The sequence below is a fragment of the Arthrobacter sp. DMZ02-1R genome, from assembly GCF_057747935.1.
The window spans coordinates 3501262-3517307 of the sequence record NZ_CM173230.1 but is presented as its reverse complement, the minus strand read 5'-3'; the positions used below and the strand labels follow the sequence as shown (position 1 = coordinate 3517307).

The following is a 16046-nucleotide window of genomic DNA, read 5'->3' as shown; positions in this document are numbered from 1 at the left end:
GGGTTTGCTCTGGTTCATGAGCAAACCCGCCCCGAAGATCACCGTCCGTCATGCCGTGGCTACGTGGCCGGCCGATGCGCCGCGCGGTGCAGTGAGCGCGTTCTGCAGCAAGCACGGCGTCTCGCGTGCCTGGTTCTACAAGGTCCGCGCGGCGGCCGGAAGCGCCGGGCCGGTGAAGGCCCTGGAGACCAAGGCCCCGGTGCCGTTGACCAGCCCGAAAGCCACGGCCCCGGCGATGGTCGAACTCCTCCTGGCCACCCGGGCGGATCTTGAGGCCAAGGGCCTGGATCATGGCCCGTTGTCGGTGATCGCGAAGCTGTCCCGGCAAGGCTTCGCCCCGCCGTCCCGGGCGACGGTGGCCAGAATCTTCTCCCGGGCCGGTGTCGTGGTGCCCGAGCCGCGGAAGAAGCCGCGCAGCGCCTACCAGCGGTTCGTCTACGCGCAGCCGAACGCGTGCTGGCAGATCGACGCGACCGAGTGGCGGCTGGCCGACGGGAAGACCGTGGCGGTCTTCCAGCTCCTCGATGACCACTCCCGCCTGGCCCTGGCATCCCTGGTGGCCACCGGGGAAACGAGCGAGGCCGCGATCGCCGTCGTCGCCCTGGCCATCGAACGCCACGGCGTGCCGGAGAAATTCCTCTCCGACAACGGCGCGGCACTGAACCCGACCCGCCGCGGACGCACCGGCGCGCTCGTGGAGTTCCTCAAATCCCGCGGGGTGGAACCGATCACCGGCAGACCAGGCAAACCCACCACCCAGGGCAAGAACGAACGCTTCCACCGCACCCTGCACCAGTACCTGCACCGCCAACCGGCGGCCGCGTCGATTCCCGTCCTGCAAGCCCAGATCGATGCCTTCGACCGCTACTACAACAGCGAACGCGAACACCAGGCCCTGCCCGGCACCCTGACCCCGCAGGAAGCCTGGGACGCGACCCCGAAAACACCCGCACCGGCCCTCCCGGCCCCCCGCCATGACCGTTCCGGCACCGGCCCGGAGCATGCAACGGATCGTCAGGAACGATGGCCGCGTCACCGTGCTGGGGACAGCGTTCAACATGGGCCAGGACCTGGCCGGGAGCACCGTGCACATCGTCTACGACCACGCCGCGATCATGTTCTTCGACGCCCGCGGCACCGAGATCACCACCCACCCCCGGCCCGTCAAAGGCACCCGCTACGTCGGCAACGGCAAACCCTCAGGCATCGCAGCAGACCCCGCCGGAGCGCGCCGGAAAAGAACACGCTACCCGCGCCTCAAACCACCGACGGATGAAGTGTCCACGAAGTCCTGAGACATCAACTGTCCACAAGGTCATGAGACATGAACTGTCCACGAGGTCCTGAGACATGACAAGGCCTGATAACGACAGCAAATGCGAGTGACTTGGGAAAGCAAAAGCAAAACGCCGGCCCTCCCCGCCAAGGGGAGGGCCGGCGTCGTTGTTTCGCGGGACTATCGGCCAGCGTACGGCTTGGCGGAAACAATTTCCACGGGGATTTCCTTGCCGTTGGGGGCGACGTAGCTGATCTTGTCGCCTTCCTTGTGGCCCATGATCGCCACGCCCAGCGGAGACTTCTCGCTGAAGACGTTGAGATCGGAATCACCGGCGATTTCGCGGGATCCGAGCAGGAAAGTCTCTTCGTCACCGGCGATGCGAGCTACGACGAGCATGCCCTGCTCGACGATTCCGTCGTCGGCCGGAGCCTCGCCAACCTGGGCATCGCGCAGGAGCGCGGTCAGTTGGCGTATGCGGGCCTCGATCTTGCCCTGCTCTTCCTTCGCGGCGTGGTAACCGCCGTTTTCCTTGAGGTCGCCTTCCTGACGGGCGGCTTCGATCTTCTGTACGATCTCCGCACGGCCGGGGCCGGAAAGGTGGTCCAGCTCTGCCTTCAGGCGGTCAAATGCGTCCTGGGTAAGCCAAGCTGCAGGCGCGCTGTTGGTGGTCGACACGGACTTCTCCTTATGGATCTGACAAGCAAAGACCCCGCCGGTGCAGGCCACTCGTGGAACTCAGCAACCAACTCAGCGGGGTTAAGGTATTGATCCAGTGTAGTCAATCCTGTGGACAAACCCAAGCTCGCTGAGTCGCGGGTCACACGTTTGTTATTTGCCGGTGTCGACAATCCAGCAGTTGTCCACGACGGCGGACACGGCCCCGGACTCGGTGTGCAGGATAGTCCTTTGGACAGTTGTCTGGCCGCCGTCGGCGCCGTCCTTCGGGGCATTCGGACCAATCTGGACGACTTTCCAGCCGACCACCGCGAACTTCGAGTCCATGGCCTTGACGGCGCACTTTGCCGTGGCGTCAGGGTTCTTGGTGACCTGGAAATCGACCTCGGACTGGGTGGCGTCCGTGGAGCTGTAGCCGAGATCCTTATACGACACAGACGATTGCGAGGAAGACGTGGTGACCCAAGCCAGGAACCCGATTCCAAGGACGAGGGCGGCGATCACGATGTTGCGTTTGGTTTTCCCGCCGAAGGCGCGCTTTTGGCTGCCGTAGCGATTGGCTAGGCTGTTAGTTGCCGGCAGCGCCGTGCCCGATGGGTCCTCCGAAGTCACCCACCTAGTTTAGTGGGCTTCCGGCACCTCGTTGCACACAGCGGAAACGCCTGAGCAGTAACCAGCCATCAGCAACCCAAAAGAGTATTACCCGGAAAGAGGAACCGTACCGGATGAGCACATCCAGCAGCCCCGACACGCAGCTCCGGCTGCTCGCCGTCCACGCGCATCCGGACGACGAATCAAGCAAGGGCGCGGCAACCATGGCGATGTACGCGGCATCCGGCGTCGAGGTCATGGTGGCCACGTGCACTGACGGTTCGCGGGGCGACATCCAGAATCCGGCCATGGAATCGGCTCCGCACCCGAAGCGGGACATGGCGGGCGCGCGTCGCCTGGAAATGAAGGAAGCGGCCGCCGTGCTGGGAGTCAAACAGCGTTGGTTGGGTTTCGTGGATTCCGGGCTGCCCGACGGCGATCCGTTGCCGCCCCTGCCTGAGGGTTGCTTCGCGCTTCAGCCCCTTGAGCGCGCGGCGGCGCCCCTGGTCCGCTTGATCCGTGATTTCAAGCCGCACGTTGTGGTGAGCTACGACGAAAACGGTGGCTACCCGCATCCGGACCACATCATGGCCCACAAGGTTGCCGTCGAAGCGTTCCATGCTGCCGGAGATCCAACGCGCTATCCCGGGACCGGCGAAAGCTGGGAGCCCAGCAAACTGTATTACGATCGCGCCTTCAGCCCTGACCGCTTCCGTGCCTTGCATTTCGCGCTCGAAGAAGCCGGCCTGCAATCGCCCTACGCGGAACGGTTGGCTTCCTGGCTCGAAGCCGACGCTGAAGGACATACTCCGCCGAGGCCGATGCACCAGACCACCACGCAGGTGGATTGCGGGGACTACTTCGAGGCTCGTGACGATGCCCTTCGGGCCCACCGAACCCAGGTTGATCCGCTCGGCTTCTTTTTCGCTGTGTCCCCGGAGATGCAGCGCAGGGCGTGGCCCTGGGAAGACTTCACGCTGGTCCACTCCCAGATCTCGGCCCAACTGCCCGAAAAGGACCTGTTCGCAGGGCTAAGATAGGATCGCCTGGCGATTTCTATCACGTGTAGAAGTCGCCAACCGGCTGGAAACTCCCATAGAAGGTTTGAACCATGCACCACTTTCTCATCGCCCTGGCCACGACTCCGTCGCCTACCCCGACCCCGTCGCTGCGCCCCGGCCTGTCGGAAGACCAGGTGACCCCGGGAACCTGGGGTTTCGTCCTGACTGCCTTCATCGTGGTGCTCACGACCTTCCTGATCGTGGACATGGTCCGTCGTATCCGCCGGGTCCGCTACCGTGCGCAGGTTGAAGAAGCCCAGCTGGTCGCGGAAACCGGCGGCGCCGATGACGGCGGCGTTGCCCCGGGCAAGCCGAACGCGGAAGACTCCGACGGCGATGCCGGCTCCGGAGCCCGCTGACCCGGGCACCACCCGGGAATGGCCGGGGGCATCAAATGCCCTCGGCTCCGAACCGTCCGCTTATCTGCGCCAACACGCGCACAACCCGGTGCACTGGCGGCCGTTCGGGGACGAGGCCTTCGCGTTCGCGGCGGCCCGCGATGTTCCCGTCTTTCTTTCCATCGGCTACGCCGCGTGCCATTGGTGCCACGTCATGGCCCACGAGTCCTTCGAAGACCAAGACACGGCAGACTACTTGAACGCCCACTTCGTAGCCATCAAAGTGGATCGCGAAGAACGCCCCGACGTGGATTCGATCTACATGGCAGCCACCCAGGCCATCAGTGGCGAGGGCGGTTGGCCAATGTCCGTTTTCCTGACGCCCGAGGGCCTGGCCTTCCATGCGGGCACCTATTTCCCACCGGCGCCCCAGCCCGGGCGGCCGTCCTTCCGGCAGGTGCTTGAGGCGGTCCACGAGGCATGGCTGGAACGCCGCGACGCCGTCGAGCAAAATGCCCGGGGGCTCGCCTCCGGCATGGCCGATGCCCAACTCGCCACGGCAGTGTCCTTGGACAGGCCACCTGAAATCCTTGACAGAAGCCTGCTGTCCGAAGCAGTGCGTGTTCTCGCCCGTTCGGAGGACCCCGACGGCGGTGGCTTCGGCGGCGCACCCAAGTTCCCGCCGTCGGCCGTTCTTGAGTTCTTGATCCGGCACGCTGCCGTGCCGTCGGACACGTCCGACGCCGGGCGCGACATGGCCGGGCGCACACTCGCGGCAATGGCCCGTTCCGCACTGTGCGACCAGCTCGACGGGGGCTTCGCCCGGTATTCCGTGACCGCCGATTGGTCCGTGCCGCATTTCGAGAAAATGCTCTACGACAATGCCCAGCTTCTTCGCGCCTATATCCATTGGGTCAGGCTGCGCGGTGACTGGGTCATGCCGGCAGGCGAGGCAGCGACGGTGTCTTCGCGGGTGGCGGACTGGATGCTGGATTCGCTTGGCCTGGGCGATCCCGCAGCCCCGGGAGGGCTTGCGTCCTCGCTCGACGCCGATGCCGTGGTGGACGGTGTGCATCACGAAGGGGCGTCCTATCTGTGGACCCCTGAAAGCCTCGAAGCGGAGCTGGGCCCAGGTGATGGCGCGGCCGTGGCAAGGCTGATGAATGTCGGGGCATCGGGCACAGTCTCGGCGCTTGGATCCCCGCTCCATCCTGGGCGCCAACTGACCGGGGCGGAAACGCGGTTGTGGAACCGTGTCCGGCCCGCACTGCGTGCTGCCCGGTCTGCGCGCCCCCAGCCGGCCCGGGACGACAAGGTAGTGGCGGGATGGAACGGCCTGGCCATCGCAGCGCTTGCCGAAGCCGGGGCGGTCTTGGACAGGCCTGAACTGATCGCCGCCGCGGAAAGCGTGGCCGCATACTTGGTACGCGTACATTGGCGTCCGGCGTCTGGTTCCGGTGCGTCTAGACCGGATGCGAGGGTGCTGATCAGAGTTTCGCACGGTGGCGTTGCCCGAGGGATCAGTGGTCTGTTGGAAGATTACGCGTTCTGCGCCGAAGGATTCCTGGCCCTCTACGCCGTGACCGGCCACCTGCGCTGGTACCGGTTCGCGGAAGAATTGATCCGCGGAGCTTGCGCGCGCTTCGTGGTGGACGGCAAGTTGTCCGACTCCGTGGGGGAGTCCGCCCAGGTGTTCAACGCGCAAGGGCAGCACCCCGGGTTGGACCCCTTCGACAATGCGGCGCCCAGCGGAACAGCGGCATTTGCCGGTGTGCTGCTGAGTTACGCTGCGTACTCGGGTTCGCATGAGCACAGGGTCATGGCAAGCAACATCTTGTCCCTCCTGCCTCCAATAGCCGGCCGGGCACCGCGGGCGGCGGGCTGGCTGCTTGCGACCGCTCAAGCGGCCGTGGCTGGCCCCGTGGAGGCAGCCGTATCCGGCCCCGCTGGCCCCATCCAGCGGGAACTCCACCGTGCCCTACTGGCCTCTCCGAGCCCGGGAATGGTGGTGGCCGTGCAGAGCGGGGAAGCTAGCGAAGAGGCGGCCGACGACGGCGCGCGCCCGGAGACCCGCGTAGTGGAACCGAATGTGCCACTGCTTGAGGCCCGGGTGGCTGCCGCAGACGGCTCACCGCAGGTTTACTTGTGCCGGGGGATGGTCTGCGACCTGCCGCTACGCTCGGTTGAAGAACTGGGGCAGCGCCTTGCGGCGATGACGGAGAACTGAGACTCGCTCCGCCGGGGCTAGCCCAGGACCCCAGCTAGCCCAGGACCGCAACTAGCCCAGCACCGCGCCTAGCTCAGAACCGCAATCATGATTGCGGCAAAATGCGCTGCGAAGGCCAGCACCGTGAGGGCGTGGAAGAGTTCATGGAAACCGAAGTTTCGGGGGCTGAAGTTTGGTTTCTTGATTCCGTAGAAAACCGCGCCGGCGATGTAGAGGGCCCCGCCCACACAGATCAGGATCGCGGCTGGAACGTTCGCCGCGAAGAACTCCGGCAAGTAGAACAACGCCCCGCAGCCCAGTGCAACGTAGATGGGCACGTAGAGCCAACGTGGAGCGCCGGTCCAAAGAACCCGGAAGAGTACTCCCAGCAGTGCTCCGGACCAGATCACCCACAGCAGGAGCACAGCCTTGGGGCGCTCCAGCAGCGACCAAGCGAGGGGTGTGTAGCTGCCCGCGATCACCAACATGATGTTGGTGTGGTCAAGGCGCTTGAGGACCATCCTGGTCTTCGGCTTCCAATTGCCGCGGTGGTAGACCGCGGACACGCCGAAGAGCAGTGCACCGGTAATAGCGTAGATGGCGGAGGCGATTTTGCGATCTGTCGTAGATGCCAACGTCACCAGCATGATCCCAGCCGCGACGGCGAAAGGCGTGGCCACAGCATGTATCCAGCCGCGCCACCTTGGCTTGGTTGTGAGCAGCTCCGACATCGTTAAAGCGTAACCCGCGCCCGGATAAGTTACTGCGGAGTAGCGGGTTTTGCGATCGTTTTCTGCTGCTCAGGTGTGCCGACTGCCCGGCTTGGGAAGGTAGCCTTGGTGGTGCGCCTACGGCAGCAGTCCGGAGGCGCCGACAGTTTGTTTGGCTGAAGATCGGCTGCCAACCGGGCCAGCCGCCGTCGTCGTTGTGTTGCTTATCACGTGCTGTTCAAAGGAAGTCAGGTGAGTGTCCGGATGGAGTGGCCCGGCTTCCTCTACGGCTTCTACGAGCGCAAACTGCTCCGTTCACTCGAGCAGGGGAAGATTCCCCGGCACATCGGCGTCATGGTGGATGGCAACCGTCGTTGGGCGCGCCAATTCAACGCTCCCACCAGCGAAGGCCATCAAGCGGGCGCGGACAAGATCCACGAATTCCTCGGCTGGTGCCAGGAACTCGGAGTCAAAGTCGTCACGCTGTACATGCTCTCGACGGACAACATGAACCGCTCCGGTGAAGAGCTCGAGCTGCTCATGGGAATCATCGCCAACACCCTCGATCGCTTGGATGACGACGCCAATATCTCGGTCCACGCCATGGGTGCGCCAGAACTCCTTCCGGATTATCTCGCTGAGCGGCTGAACAAGCTCACGGCCCGCACCCCGATCCGCGAGCGGCTGCACGTGAACGTGGCCGTCGGCTACGGCGGACGGCGCGAGATCGTTGACGCCGTGCGGGAACTGCTGCACGACGCCGTCGCGCACGGCCGCGACATCACCGAGCTGGCCGATGAACTCTCAGTGGACGACATCTCACGTTTCCTCTACACGCGCGGCCAGCCCGACCCCGATCTCGTGATCCGCACATCAGGTGAACAGCGCTTGTCCGGGTTCCTCATGTGGCAAAGCGCCTACAGCGAGTTCTACTTTTGCGAGGCACTCTGGCCTGCGTTCCGCAAGGTTGATTTCCTAAGGGCCCTTCGGGACTACGCCGGCCGCCAGCGCCGCTTCGGTTCCTGACACGGTTTCTTCTCGGTGCGCTCCCGTTTACGGGAAGTTCACATTTTGTCTACACGAATCGCCGTTTGAGGTGACCGGAAATGTAATGGCACGGGAATACGTTAATCCCATCAGTAGGCAAACCGCCTACTGATCGGGGAGGCCAGTAGATGGAGCGAATCATCGCACCAGTTACGTGGGGGGCCGCGCCCGGCCTTCCGGCCGAGCCGCCTCACGAATAAGCCGGGTACGCCCGGGGCTGGAGTCGATGTGGCTATTTCTGAGCAACTGCCCGTAATCGTTTCCGACGGGGAAAGTTCAGCTACCTCTCGCACCAAGCGGGCCAAAGGCGGTGGGACTGTGACGTCCAACACCCCGACTGGTCGAAGCTATGTGATTGACACCTCCGTGTTGCTTTCCGATCCGCACGCCCTGTTGCGCTTCGCAGAGCACGAAGTCATTGTCCCGATCGTGGTCATCACTGAATTGGAAGGGAAACGCCACGATCCCGAGTTGGGCTACTTCGCCCGCAAGGCGCTCAGGCTCCTGGATGACCTGCGCATTGAGCATGGCGGGTTGAATCAGCCCATCCCGATCGGATCTGACGGCGGCACACTGCGTGTGGAGATGAACCACGTCTCCACCGAAGTCCTGCCTGCCGGATTCCGTGGGGCCGACAACGACAGCCGCATTCTGGCGGTCGCCAAGAATCTCGCCAACGAGGGCCACAACGTCACGGTTGTCTCCAAAGACCTCCCCATGCGCGTCAAAGCCTCCGCCATGGGGCTGTTGGCAGACGAGTACCGTAACGAACTCGTCAAGGACTCCGGATGGACCGGCATCGCAGAGATCGAGGCCAGCGAGGACGAAATCACCACCCTCTACGGCCACGAACCGGTCTTCATTCCGGCCGCAGCCGAACTGCCGGTCAACACAGGCCTGGTGCTGCTCTCGAACCGGGGCTCGGCCTTGGGACGCGTTGGCGCGGACAAGCAGGTACGCCTGGTCAAGGGTGACCGTGATGTTTTCGGACTGCACGGCCGCTCGGCGGAGCAGCGGCTTGCCATTGATCTGCTCATGGATCCCAGCGTCGGAATCGTTTCGATTGGCGGCCGGGCGGGCACTGGAAAGTCGGCGCTCGCCTTGTGTGCGGGGCTCGAAGCAGTCCTGGAACGCCGCGAACACCGCAAAGTGATCGTTTTCCGGCCGTTGTACGCGGTGGGTGGACAGGAACTCGGCTACCTGCCGGGTTCCGAGGCAGAGAAGATGAACCCCTGGGCGCAGGCGGTCTTCGATACCCTCGGTGCACTCGTAAGCCAGGAAGTCGTGGAAGAAGTCATGGACCGGGGAATGCTCGAGGTCATGCCGCTGACCCACATCCGCGGACGCTCCCTCCATGACGCCTTCGTGATCGTGGACGAAGCCCAGTCGCTCGAAAAGAACGTGCTCCTCACCGTGATGAGCCGCATCGGACAGAACTCCAAGATCGTCCTGACCCACGACGTCGCACAGCGGGACAACCTCCGGGTCGGCCGGCACGACGGCGTTGCCGCAGTCGTCGAGACCCTCAAGGGCCACCCGCTGTTCGGCCACATCACCCTGACCCGCTCCGAGCGCTCGCCGATCGCCGCGCTTGTGACGGAACTCCTCGAAGGGGCTGAAATCTAAGCGCGACTCGGTGTTGCCCGGAGAGAGCGGCTCGCCTTTTGGGCAGGACGTAGGGCTTCGCTCGTTCTTGGCTGGAAGGACGACGCTCGCTCACTTATGTCGTGTTTCCCGCTGACGCTCGCTCACTTATGTCGTGTTTCCCGCTGACGCTCGCTCACAATAGGTGAGCGAGCGTTTGGTGGGAGGGGCTGATAGGTGAGCGAGCGTTTGGTGGGAGGGGCTGATAGGTGAGCGAGCGTTTGGTGGGAGGGGCTGATAGGTGAGCGAGCGTTCTCGCCGAAGCTGGCAGGGTTCGCCCGTCCGCTCTCAGGCGCGGGGGCCGATGTCCCAGCTGATGTGCTTCCGGACATCCGTGAGGTTCATCGATTCGGCGAGGAACAGATCGTCCAGCATGTACTCGTCCACTCCCAGGATCCGCATCCAATGCCCCTGACCGGTAGTATCGCCGTCGAGCGATTGGCTCGAAACGCACACGCCCGTTCCCGAGTCCACCCGCAAGAGCGTGCGTCCGGGAAAACAGAGCGGCTTGGCGACATCCGACGCGACATAACTGTGTCCCGGAGTCGCGATGGTTTCGAGAGCCGGTCGGCCCTCGTGATCGACTTCCCGGATGGGGCCGAGGGCCACCCGATTGGATTCGGGAAATTCCATGGGAACTGGCGCGTTCCCCGTGAGTTCCACGGGATCCAGGGCGGCCGCCAGCCTTCCGTTACCGAAGGACGGCTCACCGTATGCCGCCTCCGGGCGTCGACGGACCAAACCGCCGGAGTCATAAACGGGGGTCACCAAATGGGCCGGCAAGAGCCAGGACTTGCGCTTGGAACCAAGGTAAAGCCCGTCGCGGGAGTCGTTAATGCCCGTAGTGCTGTGCAGCAGTGTGCCATCCATGGTTTCGAGCCGAAGCGCTCCCGGCCGACGCAACCAGGCGCGTACTGTGTCTCCCGTGTTTCCCGGCTGGTCCAGGTATTCGAACCTCAGGCTGGTCCATTTCCAGGGCGAGGAACGGCAGAGGTTTCGGAAGGTGGAGGACATGTCGGCGTCCGGATTGCCTTGGATTTCTGCACTGTAGCGCCCCATATCCACAGTCTAAGGGTGCGTGACCGGCGAGTGTTTCAGAAACCCGATAGCATCCGAGGGTGATCCGACGACTCGGCGAATTGTGGGGGACCAGTTTCCCGGCCTTCTGGCTGCTTCTTGCAGCATGTGTGTACTTTGCGATCATGGCTGCCCGCCTCACAGTCATTGACGTCCGGCACCACTTGCTGCCCAACCGGATCGTGTTCCCCTCCTACGCCATCGCGGGAGTGTTGTTGCTCGGCGCAGCGATCGCGGTCGCCTTGGGCAGCGGAGCGGCAGGAACCCTCCCCGGCGGTTCGGCCGGATACGTGCCCGACGGCGGCGCATCGTTCCTGGGTGTGCCCGCCTTGGGAATCGTGGCCGGGGGAGTTGTGCTGTGGCTTTTCTACTTCGTCCTGCGTTTGGTGTATCCGCCGGGGATGGGCTTCGGCGACGTCAAACTGGCCGGAGTTCTAGGGCTGTACCTTGGCTATCTCGGTTGGGCGCATGTCTTCGCGGGAACGTTTGCTGCGTTCCTCTTCGGCGGCCTGTGGAGCCTTGGCGTCCTGATCGCCCGGCGCGGCACACTCAAATCAGCAATACCCTTCGGGCCCTTCATGCTGGCCGGTGCCGCGGCGGTGATGCTCGCCCTGCCGGCCTGAGGACAGCCGTCCCAGTGACGCGAAGGCATCCGCCCGAACAGCCCCGCCCGCTGTCATTCGGGCTTCGCCAATGGGATACTCGCCGTACCGGCGGAGCCGATCCGGAAGCGGAACCGATGCTCTTGCCGGTGATAACGGATTCAACGAAAGCGGGCTAAGGCAGTGGCGGTTCCGGAATTCATCCTGCAAATCCGCGAGAAGATCGGCAATGATCCGCTGTGGCTGCCTGGCGTGCGGGGTGTGGTTTTGGACGACGAGAACCGGGTCCTTCTATGCCAACGTGCCGACAACGGCCGTTGGACCTTGATTACGGGGATGCTGGAACCAGGTGAGCACCCGGCGCCGGGATTGATCCGGGAGATCTTCGAGGAAACCGCCGTGGTGGCCGAGACGGAGCGGATCCTGGCGGTAGGGGTGATCGGCCCGGTCACGTATCCCAACGGGGACGTCTGCGACTTCCTGGATATTGCCTTCAAATGCCGTTACGTCTCCGGCGAGGCCCGCGTCAACGACGACGAATCAATCGCCGTCGGCTGGTTTGCCCTGGACGAGTTGCCTGAAATCAGTGCCGGTCACCGCGAAACCATCAGGCTCGCGCTGGAACCGGGCACCGCCGTCGCGTATCAGCGCGATTGACGGGCCGCGAGGATCGCCGCAACCCCGAAGATTGCGGCGCCCCTGTTGACCACGTCGGCGGGTCGGACGTTCTGCCCGATGGACATGCCCGGCTTTGCATCCGTGCCCTGGGCATATTCCCCATATGTCCACTGGTCCGAGCCAAGGCCGGGCATGTCGTAGCCTCAGCGCCTGGTGAGCTCGCCGTCGTGGTCCTCAACGTTCCCAGCGGTCCCGTCGGCGGACGCTCCGAGCCGTTCGGCTTCGAGGCGTTCCGCCTCCTCGCCCCCAACAGCCTCGCCCCGGGCCACCATGCCGGCGGTATCGGAGAGCGGGATCTGCTTGAGGGTGATGGCGAGCAGGAGCGCGACGGCGATGAACGGGATCAGGTACCAGAACACCGGTGCCAGCGAATCGGCATAGGCGTTGATGATGGCGTCCTTGACCTGGGCCGGCAACTGGGCCAGCGTCTGGGGATCGAGCTTGCTGGTGGACTGTGCAGCTTGTGCAGCGGAAGCGCCAGCTCCTGTGAAGGCTTTGGTGAGGGACTCTGCCAGCCGCGTGGTGAAGATCGAGCCGAAGACCGCGACGCCCAACGAAGCTCCGACTTCGCGGAAGTAGTTGTTGGTGCTCGTGGCCGTGCCGATTTGCTCGACCGGAACTGCGTTCTGCACCACCAGAACAATGACCTGCATGATCAAGCCCAGGCCAGCCCCGAAGATGAACAGCTGGATGCAGATGACCCAGATCGGAGTTGCCGCAGTGAGCGTGGTGAGCCACAGCATGGCAACGATTGTGAGGCTCGCTCCGAGGATCGGGAACATCTTGTAATTGCCGGTCTTGGAGATGCGGACACCGGAATAGATCGAGGTACCCATAAGTCCCACCATCATGGGCAGCATAAGCAGGCCGGAGACGGCGGCTGACGTCCCGGAGGACATTTGCAGGAACGTCGGCACGAAGGCGATAGCCGCGAACATGCCCAGGCCCAGGGTGAAGCCGATGGCCGTTGCGTTGATGAAGATCCGGTTCTTGAAGAGGCTCAGCGGAATGATGGGGTCCTCGGCCTTGCGCTCCACGAGAACGAAGAGGAACGCGGCGAGCACCATACCGGCGCCGAAAGCCCAGGTGAGCGGCGAATCCCAGCCCTGGTCCTTCTTGCCGCCAAAGTCAGTGAAGAAGATCAGGCAGGCCGTGGCGGCGGACAGCAGCAGCACGCCCAGGACATCGATGCGCTTTTCGGCCTTCTTGTTCGGGAGGGTGAGCGTGAACCAGGCGATGGCGAACGCCGCGATGCCGACCGGGATGTTGATGTAGAAAGCCCACTCCCACGTCAAGTGATCGACGAAGAAACCGCCCAGGAGTGGACCGGCAACGGCGGAGAGGCCGAAGATGGCGCCCAAGGGACCCATGTACTTGCCACGTTCCTTGGCCGGTACGATGTCGGCGATGATGGCCTGGGACAGGATCATCAGGCCGCCGCCGCCCAAGCCCTGGATGGCGCGGAAGATTACGAAGCCCCAGAAGTCGGTGGCGAAGGCACAACCGATCGAAGCAGCCGTGAACAAACCGATGGCGATCAGGAAGAGGTTGCGCCGGCCCAGGATGTCACCGAACTTGCCATAGATCGGCATGACGATGGTGGTGGCCAGAAGATAGGCGGTGGTGATCCACGCCTGGTTCTCCACGCCGCCGAGCTTGCCGACGATGGTTGGCATGGCCGTGGACACGATGGTCTGGTCCAGGCTGGAGAGCAGCATTCCGGCGATGAGCGCCGAGAAAATGATCCAGATCCTTCTCTGGGTCAAGAGCAGCGGTGCAGCCGCTTTGGTCTTGAGAGTGGTACTCACGATTGGTCCTTCTGGGGTTCGACGGGGTTGGTGTCCAGCGGTTGGGCGAAGAGCGCTCGTGCCGCGTTGAGGTTCTGATCCAATAATTCGCGGTAGGGCCGGGAGTTCTCTTCGGAAAAGAACTGCTGGCTTGTCTTCTTGGTGACGGCGCCGAAGACCGCGGCGGCCATGATGATCTCGGGGTGGTCTGCGGTGAGGCCTTCGCGTGCTGCGATGAGTTCGACGAACTGGCGCTCGCGGACTTCCCCTTCACGCGTCAAACGGCCCAGGAGCTGGGGCTCGGCGGTGACGGCAGCGATAAGCTGCCGGATCTCGGACGGGCTGACTGTGGACCCCTCAAGGACTGCCAGGGTGAACTGGCGCAGGGCGGACAGCAACGAGTTGGAGATCGAACCGGCTGAGGGGGCCGGGTTGCGGCTGAAGGCCTCCAACGCCACTCCGGGAAGTTCGTCGGAGAACGAGCCGATCACCGCGTCTTCCTTGGTATGGAAGTAGTTGAAGAACGTCCTCCGCGATATCCCGGCCTGTTCGCACGCCTCCTCGACGGTGAAACCGTTGAGGCCGTGCTGGGCTGTCAAAGACCGTGCGACGGCGGTGATCGCCGCGCGGGTCTGTGCGCGCTTGCGCTCCCGAAGTCCGCCGTCGTTAGTTGCACTATTCTCCACAAAGTGAAGTTTTGCACTTTTCTAGGCAAAGTGCAAAAATGCTCTTGAGGCGAAAACGACGACGGCGGCCGGCACCTTCCGTGTGGAAGATGCCGGCCGCCGTCGGGCTGGCTAGTTGGACTAGATGGAGGCTAGGCCTTGTGGGCCGGGCGGGTCATGGTTGTGACGTCGAGAGCCTTGTCCAGCTGCTCCTCGGTCAGTTCGCCGCGTTCTAGGTAGCCGAGGGAGACCACCGCTTCACGGATTGTGAGGCCTTCGGCAACAGCCTTCTTGGCGATCTTTGCCGCTGCTTCGTAACCGATGAACTTGTTCAGTGGGGTCACGATGGACGGAGATGCCTCAGCCAGGAACCGGGCGCGCTCAACGTTGGCGGTGATGCCGTCGATCATCTTGTCGGCCATGACGCGGCTGGTGTTGGCAAGCAGCCGGATGGATTCGAGCAGGTTGGCGGCCATGACGGGGATGCCGACGTTGAGCTCGAAGGCGCCGTTGGTGCCGGACCAAGCGATGGCGGTGTCGTTGCCGATGACCTGCGCGCAGACCATGATCGAGGCTTCGCAGATGACCGGGTTGACCTTGCCGGGCATGATCGAAGAGCCCGGCTGGAGGTCCGGGATGGAGATTTCGCCAAGCCCCGTGTTGGGGCCGGATCCCATCCAGCGGAGGTCGTTGTTGATCTTCATGAAGGAGATCGCGATGTTGCGCAGCTGGCTGGAGCCTTCGATGAGGCCGTCGCGGTTGGCCTGCGCCTCGAAGTGGTCGCGCGCCTCGGTGAGCGGCAGGCCGGTGTCGGCGGCGAGCAGCTCGATGACGCGCTCCGGGAAGCCTTCCGGGGTGTTGATGCCGGTGCCGACGGCGGTCCCGCCCAGGGGGACCTCGGCAACGCGGGGGAGGGCGGCGTTGATGCGTTCGATGCCGTAGCGGACTTGCGCGGCATAGCCGCCGAACTCCTGGCCCAAAGTCACCGGGGTGGCGTCCATGAGGTGGGTGCGGCCGGACTTGACGACGTCCTTGAACTCCACGGCCTTGCGGTCCAGGGAAGCAGCCAGGTATTCGAGGGCCGGGATCAAATCGTTGATCAGCGCCGATGTCGCGGCGACGTGGACGGACGTCGGGAAGACGTCGTTGGAGGACTGGGAGGCGTTGACGTGGTCGTTCGGGTGGACAACTTTGTCGCTCCCGGCGGCGGCGAGGGCGCGCGTTGCCAGTTCCGCGATGACCTCGTTGGTGTTCATGTTGGACGACGTGCCCGAACCGGTCTGGAAGACGTCGATAGGGAAGTCGCCGTCGTACTTTCCGGCGGCAACCTCATCGGCAGCGTTGGCAATCGCCTCGGCGAGCTCACCATCGAGCACTCCCAGTTCAGCGTTCGCCAGGGCCGCGGCCTTCTTGACGCGGGCCAGGGCCTCGATGTGTGCGCGCTCAAGCGTCTTGCCGGAGATCGGGAAGTTCTCCACGGCGCGCTGCGTCTGGGCGCGGTATAGGGCGTTCACCGGAACGCGAACTTCGCCCATCGTGTCATGTTCAATACGGAACTCGGCCGTGTTGGATTCTTGAGTGGAAGTCATGGGGCTAGCTTATGGCGAGCAACCGCTTGACCGAAAACCGACGATGCAAAGCTACGGCTGTTGTTTGCCGCCCGATCGACGGCGTTGCAGGGCCGGG

16 protein-coding genes are annotated in these 16046 nt (G+C 63.8%); 8 read left to right on the top strand and 8 right to left on the bottom strand.

Features of this window, described 5'->3' with window-relative positions; translation table 11 throughout:
* Positions 1–16 precede the first annotated feature (16 nt).
* Positions 17–1276, top strand: coding sequence for a DDE-type integrase/transposase/recombinase (locus AC3ANQ_RS16765; RefSeq protein ID WP_488302076.1), 1260 nt, complete (start codon positions 17–19; stop codon positions 1274–1276).
* A 180-nt stretch (positions 1277–1456) separates the two neighbouring features.
* Here the strand turns inward: AC3ANQ_RS16765 and greA are convergent, their stop codons facing one another.
* On the bottom strand, positions 1457–1954 hold the full coding sequence (greA, locus tag AC3ANQ_RS16760) for a transcription elongation factor GreA (RefSeq protein WP_488302075.1): 498 nt from the start codon (positions 1952–1954) through the stop codon (positions 1457–1459).
* Positions 1955–2107: 153 nt separating this feature from the next.
* Positions 2108–2566: a DUF4307 domain-containing protein gene (locus AC3ANQ_RS16755; protein ID WP_488302074.1), complete on the bottom strand. Its 459-nt coding sequence runs from the start codon at positions 2564–2566 to the stop codon at positions 2108–2110.
* Positions 2567–2679: 113 nt separating this feature from the next.
* Here AC3ANQ_RS16755 and mca point away from each other — a divergent pair, with 113 nt between their 5' ends.
* From mca to AC3ANQ_RS16740, 3 genes are all read left to right on the top strand, one after another.
* Entirely contained in the window at positions 2680–3585 is a 906-nt protein-coding gene (mca, locus tag AC3ANQ_RS16750) for a mycothiol conjugate amidase Mca (RefSeq protein ID WP_488302073.1), read from the top strand.
* A 71-nt stretch (positions 3586–3656) separates the two neighbouring features.
* On the top strand, positions 3657–3965 hold the full coding sequence (locus AC3ANQ_RS16745) for a hypothetical protein (protein WP_488302072.1): 309 nt from the start codon (positions 3657–3659) through the stop codon (positions 3963–3965).
* Complete coding sequence (locus tag AC3ANQ_RS16740) at positions 3943–6171, top strand: thioredoxin domain-containing protein (RefSeq protein ID WP_488302071.1); 2229 nt, start codon at positions 3943–3945, stop codon at positions 6169–6171. The genes AC3ANQ_RS16745 and AC3ANQ_RS16740 overlap by 23 nt, the downstream gene beginning before the upstream one ends.
* A 68-nt stretch (positions 6172–6239) precedes the next feature.
* On the opposite strand, the gene trhA is transcribed toward AC3ANQ_RS16740, so the two are convergent.
* A complete protein-coding gene (gene trhA / locus AC3ANQ_RS16735; protein WP_488302070.1) occupies positions 6240–6881 on the bottom strand; it encodes a PAQR family membrane homeostasis protein TrhA in 642 nt (213 codons plus the stop codon).
* Between the two features lie 243 nt (positions 6882–7124).
* Here trhA and AC3ANQ_RS16730 point away from each other — a divergent pair, with 243 nt between their 5' ends.
* Positions 7125–7886 carry an isoprenyl transferase gene (locus AC3ANQ_RS16730; protein ID WP_488305356.1) on the top strand — a complete coding sequence of 254 codons (762 nt, stop codon included), beginning with the start codon at positions 7125–7127 and terminating at the stop codon, positions 7884–7886.
* A gap of 339 nt (positions 7887–8225) precedes the next feature.
* Complete coding sequence (gene phoH2, locus AC3ANQ_RS16725; protein ID WP_488302069.1) at positions 8226–9533, top strand: RNA 5'-3' helicase PhoH2; 1308 nt, start codon at positions 8226–8228, stop codon at positions 9531–9533.
* A 306-nt stretch (positions 9534–9839) separates the two neighbouring features.
* On the opposite strand, the gene AC3ANQ_RS16720 is transcribed toward phoH2, so the two are convergent.
* Positions 9840–10610: a hypothetical protein gene (locus AC3ANQ_RS16720; protein WP_488302068.1), complete on the bottom strand. Its 771-nt coding sequence runs from the start codon at positions 10608–10610 to the stop codon at positions 9840–9842.
* Between the two features lie 59 nt (positions 10611–10669).
* Here AC3ANQ_RS16720 and AC3ANQ_RS16715 point away from each other — a divergent pair, with 59 nt between their 5' ends.
* Together AC3ANQ_RS16715 and AC3ANQ_RS16710 are read left to right on the top strand one after the other, a co-directional pair.
* Positions 10670–11251 carry a prepilin peptidase gene (locus AC3ANQ_RS16715; protein WP_488302067.1) on the top strand — a complete coding sequence of 194 codons (582 nt, stop codon included), beginning with the start codon at positions 10670–10672 and terminating at the stop codon, positions 11249–11251.
* A 162-nt stretch (positions 11252–11413) separates the two neighbouring features.
* Positions 11414–11887, top strand: a complete 474-nt coding sequence (locus AC3ANQ_RS16710) for an NUDIX hydrolase (protein ID WP_488302066.1) — start codon at positions 11414–11416, stop codon at positions 11885–11887.
* Here AC3ANQ_RS16710 and AC3ANQ_RS16705 read toward each other — a convergent pair.
* The 4 genes from AC3ANQ_RS16705 to AC3ANQ_RS16690 all read right to left on the bottom strand — a co-directional run bounded on the left by AC3ANQ_RS16705 (position 11875) and on the right by AC3ANQ_RS16690 (position 15949).
* On the bottom strand, positions 11875–12042 hold the full coding sequence (locus AC3ANQ_RS16705) for a hypothetical protein (protein ID WP_488302065.1): 168 nt from the start codon (positions 12040–12042) through the stop codon (positions 11875–11877). The two genes, AC3ANQ_RS16710 and AC3ANQ_RS16705, sit on opposite strands and share 13 nt — an antisense overlap.
* A 9-nt stretch (positions 12043–12051) precedes the next feature.
* Positions 12052–13716, bottom strand: a complete 1665-nt coding sequence (locus AC3ANQ_RS16700) for an MDR family MFS transporter (RefSeq protein WP_488302064.1) — start codon at positions 13714–13716, stop codon at positions 12052–12054.
* The gene (locus tag AC3ANQ_RS16695) at positions 13713–14381 is read right to left on the bottom strand and encodes a TetR/AcrR family transcriptional regulator (protein ID WP_488302063.1); all 669 of its coding nucleotides are present in this window, start codon (positions 14379–14381) and stop codon (positions 13713–13715) included. Before AC3ANQ_RS16695 ends, AC3ANQ_RS16700 begins: the two co-directional genes overlap by 4 nt.
* Before the next feature lie 131 nt (positions 14382–14512).
* Positions 14513–15949, bottom strand: coding sequence for a class II fumarate hydratase (locus tag AC3ANQ_RS16690; RefSeq protein ID WP_488302062.1), 1437 nt, complete (start codon positions 15947–15949; stop codon positions 14513–14515).
* Positions 15950–16046: the final 97 nt, after the last annotated feature.